13 protein-coding genes, 1 tRNA gene and 1 riboswitch are annotated in these 18445 nt (G+C 36.9%); of the genes, 6 read left to right on the top strand and 8 right to left on the bottom strand.

The annotated features are described in order from the left end of the window. Positions 1-21: 21 nt before the first annotated feature. On the top strand, positions 22-1890 hold the full coding sequence (locus JNUCC74_RS02895; protein WP_454066826.1) for a thermonuclease family protein: 1869 nt from the start codon (positions 22-24) through the stop codon (positions 1888-1890). 348 nt (positions 1891-2238) lie between these two features. Here the strand turns inward: JNUCC74_RS02895 and nadA are convergent, their stop codons facing one another. From nadA to nadB, 3 genes are all read right to left on the bottom strand, one after another. Further along, a complete protein-coding gene (gene nadA / locus JNUCC74_RS02900) occupies positions 2239-3345 on the bottom strand; it encodes a quinolinate synthase NadA (protein ID WP_454066827.1) in 1107 nt (368 codons plus the stop codon). Between the two features lie 167 nt (positions 3346-3512). Continuing rightward, entirely contained in the window at positions 3513-4346 is an 834-nt protein-coding gene (gene nadC, locus JNUCC74_RS02905) for a carboxylating nicotinate-nucleotide diphosphorylase (protein WP_454067821.1), read from the bottom strand. Then, on the bottom strand, positions 4315-5901 hold the full coding sequence (gene nadB / locus JNUCC74_RS02910; protein WP_454066828.1) for an L-aspartate oxidase: 1587 nt from the start codon (positions 5899-5901) through the stop codon (positions 4315-4317). Before nadB ends, nadC begins: the two co-directional genes overlap by 32 nt. Before the next feature lie 406 nt (positions 5902-6307). On the opposite strand from nadB, the gene JNUCC74_RS02915 reads away from it, so the two are divergent. Continuing rightward, positions 6308-7441 carry an IscS subfamily cysteine desulfurase gene (locus JNUCC74_RS02915; RefSeq protein WP_454066829.1) on the top strand — a complete coding sequence of 378 codons (1134 nt, stop codon included), beginning with the start codon at positions 6308-6310 and terminating at the stop codon, positions 7439-7441. Between the two features lie 6 nt (positions 7442-7447). Beyond that, positions 7448-7990 (top strand): 3H domain-containing protein, encoded by a 543-nt coding sequence (locus JNUCC74_RS02920; RefSeq protein ID WP_454066830.1) that lies wholly within the window; start codon positions 7448-7450, stop codon positions 7988-7990. Between the two features lie 194 nt (positions 7991-8184). Here the strand turns inward: JNUCC74_RS02920 and JNUCC74_RS02925 are convergent. Continuing rightward, positions 8185-8256 (bottom strand) — tRNA-Ala (locus tag JNUCC74_RS02925). Positions 8257-8820: 564 nt separating this feature from the next. Here JNUCC74_RS02925 and JNUCC74_RS02930 point away from each other — a divergent pair. The 3 genes from JNUCC74_RS02930 (at position 8821) to panF (ending at position 12581) form a co-directional block, all read left to right on the top strand. Continuing rightward, the gene (locus tag JNUCC74_RS02930) at positions 8821-10314 is read left to right on the top strand and encodes a peptide MFS transporter (RefSeq protein WP_454066831.1); all 1494 of its coding nucleotides are present in this window, start codon (positions 8821-8823) and stop codon (positions 10312-10314) included. Between the two features lie 567 nt (positions 10315-10881). After that, on the top strand, positions 10882-11145 hold the full coding sequence (locus JNUCC74_RS02935; protein WP_454066832.1) for a YhdT family protein: 264 nt from the start codon (positions 10882-10884) through the stop codon (positions 11143-11145). Continuing rightward, positions 11142-12581, top strand: a complete 1440-nt coding sequence (gene panF, locus JNUCC74_RS02940) for a sodium/pantothenate symporter (RefSeq protein WP_454066833.1) — start codon at positions 11142-11144, stop codon at positions 12579-12581. Before JNUCC74_RS02935 ends, panF begins: the two co-directional genes overlap by 4 nt. 150 nt (positions 12582-12731) lie before the next feature. On the opposite strand, the gene JNUCC74_RS02945 is transcribed toward panF, so the two are convergent. From JNUCC74_RS02945 to JNUCC74_RS02960, 4 genes are all read right to left on the bottom strand, one after another. Next, positions 12732-14714, bottom strand: a complete 1983-nt coding sequence (locus JNUCC74_RS02945; protein ID WP_454066834.1) for an acetoacetate--CoA ligase — start codon at positions 14712-14714, stop codon at positions 12732-12734. Between the two features lie 277 nt (positions 14715-14991). Beyond that, positions 14992-15984 (bottom strand): adenosine deaminase, encoded by a 993-nt coding sequence (gene add, locus JNUCC74_RS02950; RefSeq protein WP_454066835.1) that lies wholly within the window; start codon positions 15982-15984, stop codon positions 14992-14994. Positions 15985-16051: 67 nt separating this feature from the next. Then, a riboswitch (purine riboswitch) is annotated at positions 16052-16150 on the bottom strand. A gap of 336 nt (positions 16151-16486) precedes the next feature. Further along, positions 16487-16939 carry a YueI family protein gene (locus tag JNUCC74_RS02955; RefSeq protein WP_454066836.1) on the bottom strand — a complete coding sequence of 151 codons (453 nt, stop codon included), beginning with the start codon at positions 16937-16939 and terminating at the stop codon, positions 16487-16489. Between the two features lie 757 nt (positions 16940-17696). Beyond that, positions 17697-17864 carry a YfhD family protein gene (locus tag JNUCC74_RS02960; RefSeq protein ID WP_454066837.1) on the bottom strand — a complete coding sequence of 56 codons (168 nt, stop codon included), beginning with the start codon at positions 17862-17864 and terminating at the stop codon, positions 17697-17699. Between the last annotated feature and the right edge of the window lie 581 nt (positions 17865-18445).

An 18445-nucleotide genomic window follows, 5' to 3' on the forward strand; every position in this document is an offset into this window, starting at 1 on the left:
CATATGGGATGGAGGGTATTCATGCGGAAACATGTAAGGAGTAAAGTAGTTTTTATATGGTTCATTGTTGCTTTGATTTTTTTACATTTTACCATGGTAATAAATGAAACTGCTGCTAAAAACAAACAAAGAGACGAACTATTTATCTCGGAATATATTGAGGGAAGTTCCTTTAACAAGGCCATTGAAATATATAATGGTACGGGGGCAAGCGTTAACTTGGATAAGTACCAATTAGCACTATACAGTAACGGGAAAACAGAGCCCTCGCAATCAGAACGTCTTTCAGGTATTTTACATGATGGTGAAGTCCTTGTAATTAGTCATAGCCAGGCTAGTAATGCGATACAGCAAGTGGCAGACATTACTTCGAACATTGTAAATTTTAATGGGAATGATGCGATCGTTTTAGAAAAAGACGGACAAGTAATGGATGCAGTTGGCACTATTGGCGATGATAGTGATTTTGCTAAGGATATCACACTCGTCAGGAATGCAAACATTATGGTGCCTTCTCAAAATTTTGAAATAACGGAATGGACAACGTATGGAAAGGATACGTTTATTTATTTAGGCAGCCATACGATAGGCGGAGAGGAACCGACTGACCCTGAGCCTAGTCCAGAACTAGAAAGTTATTCTATTGGAGAAGCAAGGCAATTAAGTGATGGTAAAGAAGTTGTTGTTGAAGGAATAGTGACGGTAAATTCAGAAGCAATTAGTAATGGCAACCAGTTTTCTACATATATTCAGGATGAGACGGGCGGAATGAATCTGTTTCTGTTTGCCCAAGGTAAAATACCAGAGCTTGAAAAAGGCGATTATGTCAAGGTAACTGGTAAGCTAGCTTCTTATAAAGGATTAAAAAAGATGGTTCCAACATCCATTGATATTTTAGCTAAAGACAAATCCCTGCCAGAAGTACAGCAAATTACTTTAAAGGATTTGCAAAATAAAGAGATCGCTGAATCGTATGAAGGAGAGCTGATAAGGGTAAACGGCTTCATTGCTTCGATTCCTGACTCACCTGTGGGTGGTGGTTACAATATTCCTTTTATGGATAAGGATTATCATTCAACTTTATTGCGCATTATGGAAAATTCGTTAACTATTACTCGGGTAAAAGAAAAGCAATGGTATGATGTAACCGCAATTGTTAGTCAATACGATGATTATCAGCTTATTCCTACTGAACAGGAAGATATTCAAGTTGCCGAGGAGCAGCCGGAGCCTCCCTCCGCCGCAGGTAAATATAAAACAACGGTTAGTAAAATCACAGATGGAGATACAATTCGTATTTCAGATCCAGTGCTAGGCAGTGATCGGGTTCGTTTTGTAAATATGGATACGCCAGAAACATACCCGGCAAAAAATAAAGATCTAAATCGAGAGGAAATCAACGGAAACCAGAAGTTACATGGTGATGCAGCTACAGATCATATTCAAACGCTCATCCAACCAGGAGATGAAGTAATTATAAAAGTTGGTGATCAACCAATGGACGATTATGGACGTTTACTTGCAGAGGTTATTACGACAGATGGAAAAAATGTTAATTTGGAAATGGTACGTGACGGCTATGCAGTTTCTTATTTTATTGCGCCCCTAGATGAAGAAGCCTATCCGAAATATCAGCAAGCAGTGAAAGAAGCGAAAGATAAAGGACTTGGCATTTGGAATGCAGATAATCTATTATTGGAATTGCCCTTTGCTTTCCGGGCAAATGATGATCAAAAAGGCTTTTTACGATATGTTGGTAACTCCGATACAAAAGAATATGTGAATCCAGATAACTGGGCTGAAGTACCAGTGGAAAAGCGTGTGTTTTTCTCCAGTCCGAAAGAAGCAGAATCATATGGCTACACACCAGTGTGTGAGCAGGACGGGTAGTATTGTTAAAACAGATGCAGAGGTCGTATTTGCAAAAGAAGCCAGTGTTACTTTATTAAGTATTGAGACGATACTCTCTATATTAGAAAAAATAGTACAAAATAAAAAGAGCTCCTTTTTATGAAGGAGCTCTTTTCTACAGCAAATGTCGTACTTCGAAGTCGGGAGAGATTGCACCAAAGTCGAGACAGAGTGCCCTAAACTCGAGAGAGAATTCACCAAGGTCGAAACAGAACGACGCATGTTCGGGAGAGCATAAAACAGAACAGCATAAAGTGAGAAATTGAACCAAAGTTGTATAAGCTCAGGAAAAGTCCGAATAAGCTTATTCTATTGCTAAAAATAATTTCATGCCCTTTCTAGCATGCGATCAAGTGCAATACGAGCGTTAGCAGCAATGTCTTCCGGAACAATAATCTGATTATTTGGTGTTCCCTCCATAATGGATTCCAAAGACCAGAGGAGATGTGGCAAATCAATACGATTCATTGTTAAGCATGGGCACATATAGGGATTTAACGAGATAATTTCCTTATCCGGATGGTTGTTGATTAAACGTTGCACCAGATTCATTTCCGTTCCGATTGCCCAAGCTGTCCCCGGTTCTGTCTGTTCAATCGTTTCAATAATATATTTAGTACTACCATTATAATCTGAAGCATCAACGACTTCTTTTTTACATTCCGGATGCACAATAATTTTCATATTTGGATATTGTTTTCGAACATACTCAATATTGTTTAACGTAAAATTTTCATGCACGGAGCAATGACCTTTCCATAAAATTACTTTTATTTTATCCGGTTTACCGGAAAAAAGAAGTTCATCGTGAATCGGATCCCAAACAGCCATTTCCGTTAAATGAATGCCAATATCTGCTGCAGTATTTCTTCCTAAATGTTGATCAGGTAAAAATAGAATTCGTTCTTTTTGAGTAAATGCCCATTTAATCATGGTGTGTGCATTGGAAGATGTTACAGTTGCACCGCCATTTTCCCCGACAAATGACTTAATTGCAGCTGTAGAATTAACATACGTCAATGGTAAGATAGTATCGCCAAATTGCTGGGTTAGCTTTTCCCACGCTCGTTTCGTTTGATAAATATCTGCCATATCAGCCATCGAACAACCTGCTCTCATATCGGGCAATAAAACAATTTGTTCGTCGGTTGTTAAGATATCAGCGGTTTCTGCCATGAAATGGACACCACAAAAAACGATATAGGTTGCAGCTGAATTTTTTGCAGATACTTGTGCCAACTGAAGTGAATCTCCAACTGCATCAGCAAATTGAATAACCTCATCTTTTTGATAATGGTGACCGGGAATAAACAAGCTAGTCCCTAACTGATTTTTAATTTGCCTTATGTTATATTCCATTTCCTGTTTAGATAAATGAAGGTATTTTTCCGGAATAGTAGTAGAGCTTTGAGTCAACTGCTTTAGTAAATGCATTTTGATAGAACTCCTTTCTAATTTAGATCCATGCCCAGCCCTTTTAACCTATGAAGAAGGTATAAAAATTTCGTTACGTATTTATAAGGGACAACAAGAGATGATTTAAGACAGAATAAAAATTTACTGTTCTTATCTGTCTTATGCAAAAAAAGTCACAAGGAATACTATATGTAGACTGTTGCACTTATATCTAAAGACGGTGCCGAATGGGTTAAATAGCCTAATGAAATATAATCTACACCACTAGCAGCATAAGCTGGTATTTGACTTAGCTCAATTCCTCCCGATGCTTCCGTAATAATCGAGGAAGGTACTTGATTAATCCAAGATGTAATTGTTGTTGGTGCACAATTATCGAACATAATAATATCTACTTTATTCGCTATCGCCTCTCTTAATTGTTCTTCTGTTTCCACTTCTATTTCGATTTTAACGGTGTGTCCAAGTTGAGCTCTTAAAATTTCTACGGCATTCGTTATCGATTTGGCAAACAAAATATGATTATCCTTTAACATTACTGTGTCATAAAGTCCACATCGATGATTGTAGCCGCCGCCACAGCGAACAGCGTGTTTTTCTAACATTCGTAAGCCTGGAGTAGTTTTTCGGGTATCGCAAATCTTAGTATTTGTACCTTGGACTAATTTCACTGCTTGAGAAGTTACTGTAGCGATCCCGCTCATTCGTTGAATTAGATTTAAAATAACTCTTTCTGCCTGTAGTAAATCCACCATAGGTCCAGTTATCACAGCGATTTCGTCACCTGCCACTAACCGATCTCCATTGTTATGTTGTATGGTTATTTGCATCATTGAGTTTAATAAAGTAAAACCATGTTGAATGATTTCTTCTCCGCAAAAAACTCCTGGGGCTTTAGCTGTTAGCTGCATGTTTCCTTGTTTGTTTCTAGCAAATAGATGTTGGGCGGTAATATCACCGTTTCCTATATCTTCTAAAAAGAATTGCTCAAGCAGGTCCCTTAGTTTTAGAGTATTGATCATAGGTAATCTCCATCCTATCATTTGTTTGAAAATGAATAATTCTTTTTTGCAGCCAGTGTTCATCTTTATCGAGAAAATCGGAACGAATATGGGTTCCTCTGCTTTCTGTGCGTAATAAAGCAGATTCTGTTAGCAAGCGTGCGACAATCCACATATAATAGGTTTGAATCAGAGGCTGATCACAGCTTTCAATTTGCCTAAAAGGATCAATTCCCCAAGACTCTAACCACGATAATTGAGTAGCCAATTCGTTATGATTGCGAATAATCCCAACTGACCGCAACATAGATGTTTGTAGTTCTTGAATTGTAAAAGGAAGTTGAATAAGCGCTTGTCTCTTTGGGAGAACAGGGGTAAAGTCAATACCGTTTCTGTTCATACCATTTTCTAGCAGATAAGTTCCTAAGCGTTTACCATATACGAGTCCTTCCAGCAGTGAATTACTCGCTAAACGATTTGCACCGTGAACGCCACTAGCAGCTACTTCGCCAATTGCATAAAGTCCTTTTACAGATGAAGCTCCCCATTTGTTAATAACAATACCTCCCATCATAAAATGAGCTCCTGGTGAGACAGGGAGTTTTCCAGTATTTAAATCGATATGATGGGTTAAACACATCGTAGTGTTCGTTGGGAATCTAATTGTGAAATCTTTAACATTAGTAATATCTAAATATACTCTATTACCAGCTGTTAATTGGTTTAACAGTTCATATGTGACGATATGCCTTGGTGCTAAATCTTGCAGGGGATGTACATGCTGCATAATTCTTTCATTATGATCATTAACTAGTATCGCACCTGCACCTCTAACTGCTTCAGATACAAGACCAATTGCTTTCCCATTTATCGTTAGCAGAGTTGGATGAAATTGAAAAAATTCTAAATCGGTAATTTTTGCACTTGCGCGGTAAGCTAAAGCTATCCCATCTCCTGTAATCGTTGAATCGTTTGATGTGTTTGGATAGAGCCAGCCAGCTCCGCCTGTTGCTAACACAGTATGTGGTGCTAGATAAGTTATACAGTTACCAGCTTGGTTTTTTGTTTTTACTCCAATACAAGAGCCTGCTTTATTTAGCACTAGGTCGATAACCATCTCTTCTTGGACCCAAGTAATATTAGGGGATAACATTAATTTTTCCATGAAAAATTCAATCAAATATTTTCCTGTTTGATCCCCGCCGCAATGCAATATTCGGGCTTCACTATGGGCGCCTTCAAGGCCTAACGCCAGTTCTCCGTCTGCTTGAAAATCAAATGGTGCCCCAGCCTCGATTAGTTCCTTGATGACTTGTTTTCCTTCATTTACTAATTCAAGTACAGCTGATGCCACACCATGCCCTTCACCAGCCATTATTGTATCGTGGAAATGGAGGTAAGGATCATCCTTTATGGATACAGCTGCTGCAATCCCTCCTTGTGCCCGATAAGAATTGCTATTCGTTATTCGGTTTTTTGTAATAATGAATACTTTTAATTGTTTGCTAAGTTCATAGGCTAACTGTAATCCGGCTATGCCACTGCCAACAATGATAACATCTACTTTATTCAATTTAATTCCCCTTGTTAATTTACAGGTGTCTTGACACATATCATTACATATTATTAAGATAAATACAAGTGTTAAATGTCGTTTTATAAAGATGCTCAAAAATTTCATCATATGTTAAAAAGTGCAACGTTTTAGCATAAAGATGCGAATGAAATTTTTAATGACCAATGTATAAGTACACTAGGCAAGCTTTATTTTACTTCAAAGCAAAACGCACGGATGAAGTTCATTTTATCCCGCATGTAAGGTGCCGTAAGATTCATACTTCAATATCTTGAGTTGATACAAAGGGTCAAGGTGAGGGAAAACGGCACCTAACTGCCCGATTTGTTCAACTAACATTTCTTGAGAAAGGCATTCAAGAAATGAAGTTTCATTTTATAGAAAACGAAAGGGAGAGTTTGCGTTGAAATATTTTGATTATGCTGCGACGACGCCTATGGATCCAGAAGTATTGGAAGTTTATCAAACGGTAGCTTCCACTTATTGGGGAAACCCAAGCAGTTTGCATCAGATCGGCAGTCAAGCTAAGGAATTGTTAGAAAATAGTCGTATGGCATTAGCTAAATTGTTACATGTTCCAGCTAGAGGAATTTATTTTACATCCGGAGGTACAGAAGCTAACCAGCTTGCGATTACATCACTTGCTTTTAGCCAATCTCACCGTGGGAAGCATATTATTACGTCAATGGCTGAACATTCTTCTGTGTTTTCTGCGTTAGGTTATTTAAAAGGATTTGGTTTTGAAATAACCCATATACCTTACCTAGCAAATGGGCAATTAGACTTTTTAGCATTAGAGAGGGCGATACGCAGTGATACCATTTTGGTTACAATTAGTCATGTTAATGGAGAAATTGGCTCTATTCAGCCATTAGCGAAGATTAGTGAACGTCTTAAACAACGGCAAATCATGTTTCATACGGATTGTGTACAGTCATTTGGCAAAATTGATTTAAAGCCACTATTTTCGCTAGTGGATAGCTTTTCTATATCTGCTCATAAGATTTATGGACCAAAGGGAGTAGGCGCCATATTTATTAATCCGAATTACGCGGTTAAAGGAATATTTCCTTTCGAAACGCATGAACATGGATTAAGGGGTGGAACCGTTAATACTCCAGGTATTGCAGCTTTTGCAGGAGCAGCGTTAAAAAACACAGAAACTGACTGGAGTCATGTCAACGCTTTAAGGAAATTGTTTTTAGATAACTTAGAAAAAGAATTGAAAAGTAAATACAGAATATTGGAATCGCCACAACAGCAAATTCCACATATTATTGGTCTTGCGTTTCACGGATATGAGGGACAATTAATTATGCTAGAATGTAATAGAAAAGGGTTCTGTATTTCAACAGGAAGTGCTTGTGGTCAAGCATTGTCGATTTCAGGTAGAACGATGATAGCGATGGGATATTCAGAAGATGAGCAAAAAGAATTTGTACGCATTTCTTTTGGGAAAGATACAAAGAAAGAAGATGTTATTCAACTTGTTCAAGTGTTAAAAAATAGTATACAGGATAGAAATAATGGGTGGTGAGCAGAATTGAGTGAAACGAGAAAGGTTCTAGGTGAGGAACGAAGAACACTAATCTTAAACATGCTGAAAGAATCGGATAAACCTATAACAGGCAGTGAGCTTGCTGAAACAACAAATGTTAGTCGACAAGTTATTGTTAATGATGTAACGCTTTTAAAAGCACGAGGGGAATCCATCATTGCTACTAGTCAAGGCTATATGTATTTAGTAGAATCTGGTACTGGATCAATTGAAAGGACGATTGCCTGTCAACATAGCCCTGAACAAGTAGAGGAAGAATTGAATCTTCTCGTTGACCATGGTATCACAGTGAAAGATGTTAAAATAGAACATAGTGTTTATGGAGATTTAACTGCATCTATTATGGTATCTAACCGTAGAGAGGTAGAACAATTTGTTAACAAAATTATGACTACCGGAGCATCCTATCTTTCAGAACTTACTGGGGGTGTCCACTTACACACGCTTATTGCTAAAGATGAAGAGCAGATAGAAGAAGCTGAACAAGCTTTAAGCAAAGCGGGGTTTTTAATCGAAACAAATGATTAAAGATGAAATGAATTATCAGATAGGCGTAATTCAAAAAGTCGTTTTTGTTAAACTTGCTTTCGTTATGCATTCCAAAACGACGTAATTTTTTTTGCTTAAACAAGAAACCTTCTTGGGAAACGTATACGGTGTTTCCCAAGAAGGTTTCTTTGGCCCACATGGTGAGCGGTACTTGTGCAGATTGTTATTATGAGTGGAGGTGATGGGGATTGAACCCACGACCCCTTGCATGCCATGCAAGTGCTCTCCCGCTGAGCTACACCCCCATAACAGACTTACTAACGAAAAAATCCAAGCGTGAGTGATCTCTTTCGTTAGAGTGTGTTTTCACACACAAATTCTATTATAAATAACTCTATAATTTTTTTCAAGTGTTTTGATAGAATAAAACAAAACTTTGAAAATTAAAGCAGGAAAAATTATAATAATATTCAGTAATTGACTCCGGATGTAAGGCTCCGTATTTTTCTCATTTTAAACTGTGCTAATGATGTTGCAAACAAGATGAGAAAAACGGTTCCTAAATCCCCGATTCGTTCAAGGGCCTTTAGGTCATACCCTTGTGGTACTAACATTTCTTGGGAAAAGCATACCAAGAAATGAAGTTTCACTTATGTAATAAATGGATTGGAAAGAATATGTATATTTTTATGAATGAAGCTTCAAAACTCTAGTATTTAATAACTTTAATGGTGTCTGATTTCTAATCTTGTCGTATGAATGTAAAAAAATTCTATTTTATGACTCTTGACGTATGACCTCTGGAGGAGTAATATTAATTTGTCGAAAAATATAATTATCAGTAAATTCTGAAGGAGTTTTCACTCATTATGTCAAGTATTAGTAAAGAAGAAATCGTGCAAAGTGTCCCGCAAAAGGGGTTTGTGGGTCATCCTAAAGGACTCTTTACCTTATTCTTCACGGAATTTTGGGAACGTTTTTCATATTATGGCATGCGTGCGATCTTACTTTATTACATGTATACGGAGTTGTCCAGCGGCGGTTTAGGTATCGCAGATAGTACTGCCAATTCAATTATGGCAATTTATGGATCACTAGTATATATGTCGGGAATTATTGGTGGTTGGATCGCTGACCGTTTACTAGGAACGCAAAAGACCGTTTTTTATGGCGGTTTGTTAATCATGGTCGGTCATATAGTTTTAGCATTACCAGCAGGTATATCTGGCTTATTTATTTCCATGTTTTTAATTGTTATGGGTACAGGACTCTTGAAGCCAAATGTATCTAGTGTAGTCGGTGATCTATACAGACTATCTGATGCAAGACGTGACTCTGGTTTTAGTATTTTTTATATGGGGATTAATATGGGAGCGTTCATTGCGCCTTTCATTGTAGGTACCTTAGGGCAAAAATACAATTATCATTTAGGCTTTGGTGTCGCAGCAGTAGGGATGTTAGTAGGCTTGATCGTGTTTATGGTAACTAAAAAACAATATCTTGGACTTGCGGGTACTTATGTGCCAAATCCGCTCGGGAAAGAGGAAAAGAAAAAAGTTTTTGCACGAATTGTAATAGGTATTGTGGCTATTATTGTTCTAGGAGCTATAACTATTAATAATGGAATTTTAACAATTAATCGTTTTACTTATCTGGTAAGTATTTTGGGAATTCTAATACCAACCATTTATTTTATTGTCATGTACCGCAGTCCGAAAACGAATGCAGATGAAAAATCAAGACTTATAGCTTATATTCCCCTATTTATCGCAGCTATTATGTTTTGGGCTATACAAGAACAAGGCTCCATCATATTAGCGAGGTATGCAGATAAACGGACGGACCTTGATTTTCTTGGTATTGAATTGCAATCATCATGGTTTCAATCATTAAATCCAATCTTTATTGTGGCATTAGCCCCAGTTTTTGCAGGATTGTGGATAAAATTAGGTGAGAGGCAACCATCCACGTCAAAGAAATTTTCTCTTGGATTATTTTTTGCAGGACTATCCTTTCTTGTTATGATTTTTCCTGCTGTACTAAACGGAACAGAAAGTTTGGTAAGTCCGATCTGGCTAGTGCTCAGCTTTTTCTTAGTGGTAATTGGTGAACTTTGTTTATCTCCTGTTGGCTTATCGGCAACTACAAAGCTTGCTCCAACAGCATTTTCGGCTCAAACGATGAGTCTTTGGTTTTTAACAAATGCTTCTGCTCAAGCAATTAATGCACAAATTGTAAAGCTGTATAAACCTGCAACTGAAATTATTTATTTTGGAGTTATTGGTAGCTTATCGATTCTTTTGGGAGTTATTTTATTTTTAGTCTCACCAAAGATCCAGCGATATATGAAGGGAATACGTTAGAATAACGATAAAAACCGACGATGCTTTTACAGGTTGTCGGTTTTTATTCTTATTTAGGAAATTATATCCGTTTTCACATGATGAATATCTTTTTTATAAGTAGCTTTGTCTAACTAAATGCGCGCTAGAATTTATTAGCAAACTTCGCTCTACTTCCTGCGATAAGTCAACATCGGTTCGAATCTAAAGAGAAGGGCGATTAAAAGCAGGATTGCCGCTCAGCCGTCGGCATACCCCTGTTTTAGCGGTATGTTTCTTCTATTCCGATCTAAGGTGTTGTATTTCTCTCATTTCAAGTGTAATAGCTTGATGATATTGTAAGAGAAACGGCTCCTAATGCCCTATTGGTTTAAAGGCCTTTAGGTCATATCCTTTCGATACTAACATGAAAGGAAAAAATACACCTTCCAATGGACGCTCACTTTATCTCGTTAGAAGTTCTGCGGTTTGCAGGTAGCTAACTGATTGCTTCTAGCTGCTTCTAGCTTTTGTTCTTTTCAAAAAGATTGAATTACGGTATAGTTTTGTTAAAACTTAAATAAATATTTACAAAAACGAGGTGAGTATGTGAAGCAGCAACATTTAAAAATTGCAAATCGTGAAGCGCTGATTGGTGTTGGCTTAGTCATTTTTAATTTTATCTGGTGGTTTGCATTTGCTTATGGTCTAGGAAATAAAGATCCCGAAGAATATACATATATTTTAGGCTTGCCAGATTGGTTTTTCTATAGCTGTGTGCTAGGATTTATTGTTATGGTAGTGATCGTTACTATAATTGTGAAAAAGTTTTTTGTCGCTATTCCATTTGATGAGGAGAAGAAAAAAGAATGAACTGGGAGTCACTAGTACCATTAATTATTATTCTAGTTATTATCTTTGGGGTCGGAATTTGGACAGGTGGTTATTTAAGGACATCCACTGATTTTGTCGGCGATTATTTTTTAGGTGGCAGAAGCCTTGGGGGATTTGTACTGGCGATGACAATGACTGCTACGTATGGAAGTGCTAGTAGTTTTATTGGCGGACCTGGTACAGCATATAATGAAGGGCTTGGCTGGGTACTGCTTGCCATGTCGCAAGTTGCTACGGGCTATTTTGTATTAATGGTTTTAGGAAAGAAATTTGCCGTTGTTACACGAAAATATAAAGCTTTAACGATGGTTGATTTTTTAAAGGAACGGTATCAATCGAAATGGGTAGTCATTTTTTCAGCAGTAAGTATTATTATTTTTTTATTTTCTGCGATGGCAGCTCAATGGATTGGCGGCGCAAGACTAATTGAGTCATTAATGGGAATTAACTATACTTCTGCCTTATTTGTGTTCGCTATTTCTGTGTTAATTTATGTTACCGTCGGTGGTTTCCGTGCTGTAGCTTTAACCGATGCAATTCAAGGAAGTATTATGTTTATCGGCACACTCATTCTGTTAGTAGCGGTTATTATTGCTGGTGGTGGAGTGCCAACGATTATTACGGATTTAAAAGCAATGAATCCTAATTTAATTACTCCCTATGGATCTAATGGTCAGTTAACCCCTGCTTATGTTTCTTCATTTTGGATACTGGTAGGTGTAGGAGTTGTAGCACTTCCGCAAATCGCTGTTAGAGCCATGTCTTATAAAAATTCACAATCCATGCATCGAGCCATTATTATCGGTACGATTGTCGTTGGATTTATTATGTTAAATATGCATTTAATTGGTGTTTTTGCAAAGCCAATTTTACCAGATATTGAGGTCGGAGATAGGGTAATGCCGCTTATCGCATTGGAAGTATTGCCAAATTGGCTGGCTGGAATTGTATTAGCCGCCCCAATGGCAGCAATTATGTCAACGGTAGATTCTCTATTACTACTGGTTAGTTCAACCATCGTCAAAGATGTATTTTTAAATTATGTGAAGCCTCATGCGTCGCATCAATTTATTAAACGATTAAGTTTTGGCATAACGGCATTATTAGGAGTCATTGTATTTTTTATGGCTTTAAACCCGCCAGATCTAATTATTTGGCTTAATTTGTTTGCTTTCGGTGGTTTGGAAGCAGCGTTTATTTGGCCGATTGTTCTAGGATTATATTGGAAAAAAGGGAATAAATACGGAGCGCTTGCATCTATGTTTGTTGGAGTCGGATTATATATCCTATCAGATAGCTTTTTTCCACAACCATTTGGGCTTCATTCCGTTGTCCTGCCAGTAGTCGTTTCGTTTATTGTTTATGTATTCGTTAGTGTAATTACCGATAAACAGGTTACAAGGCTAGAAGGATAAAAATAGTATTGAAATGGAAAAACATGAAAAAAAGCGATCCATAGAGGCATCGCTTTTTTGTTTTTCTATATAAAATAGTTATCGGATCGTTTATGTGGACATATTCCAAACAGTGCAACTCCGTTTCAATAATACGCATGTATGTGAGCTTTAAACTTTCATTTTTTCTGCGAATTGGTAGAACGCATCTAACGCTTCAGCATTATACAGTGATCCTTTATTTACGACTTGATCCATCGGTTTTCCCATTAAAATTTTTTTTACAGGTATCTCTAATTTTTTCCCATTTAATGTCCTTGGAAGATCAGGCACTTGATAAATGCCTGTAGGAACATGCCGTGGTGAGCAATGGTTAAGGATGTTCTGTTTAATGTTCTGTTTAATAGCTTCTGTTAAATGGTATCCTTCCTTCATAACGACGAATAGAGGAACAAATGAGTCACCGTCAGCCCTTGGAATATCAACAATTAAGCTGTCGGCAACTTCAGCCACATGGTCGACTGCGCGATAAATTTCACTTGTGCCAATCCGTATCCCTCCACGATTAATGGTTGCATCTGAACGCCCATAAATAACACATGTATTGCGTTTCGTAATTTTTAGGTAATCGCCGTGACGCCATATTCCAGGGAACACATCAAAATAACTGTTATTTAATTGAGAGCCATCTGGATCGTTCCAAAAATAAATCGGCATGGAAGGAAACGGCTCTGTTAATACAAGCTCGCCTACCTCATCAATGACGGAATCACCATCATCATTAAAGCTTTCAATTTTTGCTCCAAGACCACGACATTGTAATTCTCCCGCAAAAACGGGTAAAATAGGTACTCCAAGAATAAAAGCAGTACATACATCCGTACCGCCACTGGCTGAGGCGATCCATAAATCACGTTTGACGTTTTCATAGCACCATTGAAACCCCTCTGGAGGAAGCGGTGAACCTGTAGAGCTAATGTTTTTTAAATAATGAAGATCATATTGTTGATAAGGCTTTAAAGCATCTTTCATACAAGACGTGATATAACTTGCACTTGTGCCAAACAATGTCATCTTTGTTTTTTCAGCTAATTTCCATAGAATATCTTTCGTCGGATAGGCAGGGTTTCCATCATATAATATAACCGTACTGCCTGTTAATAATCCTCCTACAAGGAAATTCCACATCATCCATCCTGTTGTCGTATACCAAAAAAAGCGATCTCCCTCACCTAAATCAGCATGAAAGGTTAATGCTTTTAAATGTTCCAGTAAAATTCCGCCTTGGCTTTGTACAATTGGTTTCGGCTTTCCTGTAGTACCGGAAGAAAATAATACCCATAGCGGATCATTAAATAAAACGTATTCAACATTCAATAAGAGATTTCCCGATTTCTGAAGAGCTTGATCCCAAAAAATAACAGGCTGTAAGGATGAAAAGGTTGCTTTTTGGTTTAAATATGGAATGGCAATGGTTGCTTCTAATGTTGGCAGGCTTGACTGAATCTGTGCCGCTACTGTTGTGCGATCAAATTCCTTTCCACCATACAGATAGCCATCTATAGTAAAGAATAATTTAGGCTCAATTTGCTGAAAACGATCTATGACACTTTGCGTTCCGAAATCAGGAGAAGCACTTGACCAAATTGCTCCTAGACTAGCTGTTGCTAAAAAAGCAACAACTGCTTCGTAAATATTAGGGAGATAGGCAACGACCCGATCTCCTTTTTGGATGCCAAGTTTCTTCATCGTCTGTTGCATCGCAGCTGTATCCTGATATAGTTTCTGCCAAGAGATTTCCGAAATAGGGCGGGTTTCTGAACTGTGAATAATTGCAGGTTCATTTGACGTTCTGTTACGAAAAACATGTTCCGTGTAGTTAATTGTTGCTTCTGAAAACCACTTTGCACCTGGCATCTTATGAGAGGATAAAATCGTTTTATAGTGGTTCATTGCTTGAATATCAAAATAATCCCATATACTTTCCCAAAATCCTTCAATATCTTGAACAGACCACTCCCATAGAGAATGATAATTCTGGAAATTCATCTGTCTATGTGTAGCTAACCATTTCATGTAATGATTAATTTTCGCGGCTTGTTTGCGTTTCTCACTAGGCTCCCATAGCAATGTGCCTTCTTTAACTTGCTTCATATTCCTCCCCCTTGTTCGATGTAGATTTCTTCCTCCATTATATGTAACCGTTTTCGTTATGTAAAGTAAGCTTTATACTTTATAAAGACAAGGCGTGTGCTATATCTATTGTTGAAACCTCTTGCATTCTTGGATCTAGCGGATAAAATGCAATCCTCGTATAAGTTGTGAAACACTTTTCTACTCTCATTTATTTCATCTTTTTCAAATATTAAAATAAAAAAAGACTAACTTCTAAGTAATGAAAAAACTTTGTTGCTAAAACTAATTTTTTCTTTTAGTATTGTGCCAAGCACCACTCTTTAGTTTTTTGGTCGGCAAAGGATGCTTTCACACTATTTGAATATATTTGTCGGTAATCCTCTTCCCTTAGATTAAATTCTTTGTTAATTAAATGAATTTCTTTTGACAAGGTAGTATCCGATACTGTTCTGTTATCCGTACTAATGGTCACTTTTATTCCATCTTTATAAAACTTATATATCGGATGTTCAGAATAATGCTGAACAGCTTTTGTTTGGATATTACTTGTTGGACACATTTCAAGCACAACTTGTCTTTCTTTCACTATCCTATAAGCCTCAGCACATTCTTTAATAAATACTCCGTGTCCAATTCTTTCAGCGCCCAATATTTCAACAGCTTCTAAGACGTTTTTACCTATACCCGTTTCACCTGCATGAATCGTGACTCTGTAGCCATATTCTTTGGCTAATCGGATTGGTTCTGCAAATCTTTCACAAAAACCTTCTTCTTCTGATGCACATAGGTCAATTGCTACTACACCTTTACCTAGAAATTTTTTTCCCATTTCAACCACTTCAAATGCACTTTCTACAGACATTGATCTCAAGCAAGAAAGGATAATATTACCCTTTATTTCGTAACAGTTTTCTGCTTCCCTCATCCCCTCTATAACGCTTTGAATAACTTCTTCAACATCTAGTCCTTTTAATGTGTGAAGTAACGGTCCAAATCTGACCTCCAAATATTTCACATTTTCCCTTGTTGTATCCTCAAAAAGCTCAAAAGTAATTCTTTTTAAGCTCTCCTTGGTCTGCATAACCAAATTTGGAAGAGAAAATTTTTTTAAATATTCCTCAAGGGAGTCACATTCCAAAGGAGCAATCAGCTCCTTTTGCAACTCTTCCTTCTCAAAAGAGGGTAGCTGTATTCCTTCCTTTTGAGCAATATCAATAATGGTTTGAATCCTAACGCTCCCATCCAAATGGCAGTGAAGTTCAATTTTTGGAAACATAAAAAAGTTCATTTTGACCTCCAAATAAAGTTTTGATTTTTAAATAAAGAATAAAAAATTCCTGATTACAAAGAAAATACAAAACTTGTACTTTCTTCGTAATCAGGAATATCGGTTCCTAGTAGAGACCTCCAAACCATATTTTTGGAGTTATACGAAGTTTTATTGAATTCATAATCGCTTTTTTTAAAGATAATAAAAAAAGTTTAAATTGTCAATATAGTTGCCTGACACCAAAAGTCATTTTATCTATTATTAAAGTATATTGCAATAAAAATTTTATGTGCCTTTTTCGTTGGATTATTTTTATGATCTGTTCTGGCATTTGCTGTCATGGCGGTGTACTTTCTCAAGTTCACTGCCATGACAGCAAATCCTAATTCGTTTTCTACTTTCTCTTTGCACAGGACATACGAGTGAAACTGGATCGTTGTTGTAAAGTTTTTTATGTTTTAAGATTAAGTGAACGACAGTAACTATGTTTTCTTTACTATTCAATGGATGCCACGCTTCATTAATTGAACCATTTTTTTATTTTTGAAATCAATGATGGTTGCGATTTTTCTTCAACAGGTTCTTGCTTCGTTTGTTCAGGCTCTTCTTTTATGAAAATTTCCTCTTTGTCAATTGCATAATCATACGTTAACACTGCTCCAATGTCGGTGTCTTTTGCATCTTCATCCGTAATTGTAGAATGGGGAATATTATATTTGTCGGCTATTTTCTTTTCTTCTGTTAAAAATCGATAAGATACATGTCCGTTAATAATAAGTTTGGCATCAGGGTTTTCTTTCATTGCTTTTTCTAAATGTTCTAGGCCCTTGTTTGACATGACTTGACCTTTTGTTAATGCAAGTACAATTCGTTCACGAAGCGTGCCTAAAAATTGTTTTCGCTCATGATCTTTGGGAAGTCTAGTCCCATACATTCCTTCTGTGAGATAATCGTCAACATTCTTCTTGCTCATGATTTATTTCCTCACTTTGTCTTATGATAATTCTATTGTACAAAGGACTGGCATAGGAAGCAAAGAAAGTTCATTGTTTAACAAATGGTTAGATTGTTCTAAAAATATCAATAATATATAGGTATATCATCCCATAGGGGTTTATAGTGCTGTGTTTTATATTATTAAAAGTTTTAAATGTGTCTAACCTTTACCAGATAGCAAATTTTGTAAAAAGCAATACTTACTATAAAAAGATGTTCAAAAAGTCTGGTGATATAACCATACGCTAGATTGAATAAGGCGCTGATGTAAAAACAATGTACGAGTTTTTTATTAACATGTAAGGTGCCGTAACCTCTATCGCTTTAATTGCTTCAATTAGATGTGAAGTTAAAACACCTAACTTCCCAGTTCGTTCAGACCGGACAGAGAAGCTCCGTTAGCTATACATCGCGATTTTTCAAGGAGGTTATGAACTTAGCCTTTGATCTCTGCTTAAGAGAAGAGACTCCTTGAATGAAGTTTCACTTTATCCCGCATGTAAGGTGCCGTAATACTACCACATTCAAAATTATGGAGAATAAGGAGAAGTCTAAGTGGTAGAAAACGGCACCTAAATGCCCGATTGGTTCAAGGGTCTTTAGGTCATACCCTTGCGGTACTAACATTCCGTGTAAAAAGCGTTCCACGGAATGAAGTTTCACTTGTTTGGGCGTTGTTACCGAGCGCTTCTAGCTTTTGTTCTTTTTAAACACGTATCACAATCATAACGTTTTTATTGTTTTCGTTTTGTACGTCTATCTGCCTGTTGGCTGCGTTTTAATGCTTCTAAATCGTCTTGATCAGCAGCTTCCATTGCAAATTCAACGTCTTTACCATCTGTTTTATTCGGTGTTTGGGAAAGGAAGTTATTCTTTTTCTTTCGATGCTCATCGCGTCCCATTAGTGAATCACCTCCTTCTAGGAAGTATAAGTTAGTATGCTTCAAATTGGGTATGATTATTTATAAGAAGATGTTCAAAAATCATTCATGCATCGAAATTCATTAATCGGCTTGGTCCACGTATTTCTAACTGTATACCCTACGCTATTCAAAACGATACTCCTTCGAATTTGTGTAACTTTTTTAAATGTACATTATAAAAATGGGATTTATTTAAAAGAAAATACGGGTTAGGAGGGAGAGAGTGAGGAAAATACAGCGAGAATTTATATTTGTACTATAAACAAGCATTAGAAGCTATTTTCCTTATGTTTACATAACGTAATCATACAACTTACTATCGTATATTACTTTAAGGAATAGGTTTGTACATTGTATAATAAGATATTATACTCCATTATTTTCATGAATAGGCTGGTTCAAATGTTAGATAAAAAACCATATGGATTTCTTTACCTGACCAAAGGATCTTCAGTTTGTCCGTCACTACCCGAGCGCTTCTAGCTTGTTGTTAAAGCCAGCATGCATCTAAGCGCATACACTTCAGCACATCAAATGGCTTTAAACTGTTTTTGAACTCT

Source organism: Cerasibacillus sp. JNUCC 74, from assembly GCF_053667775.1.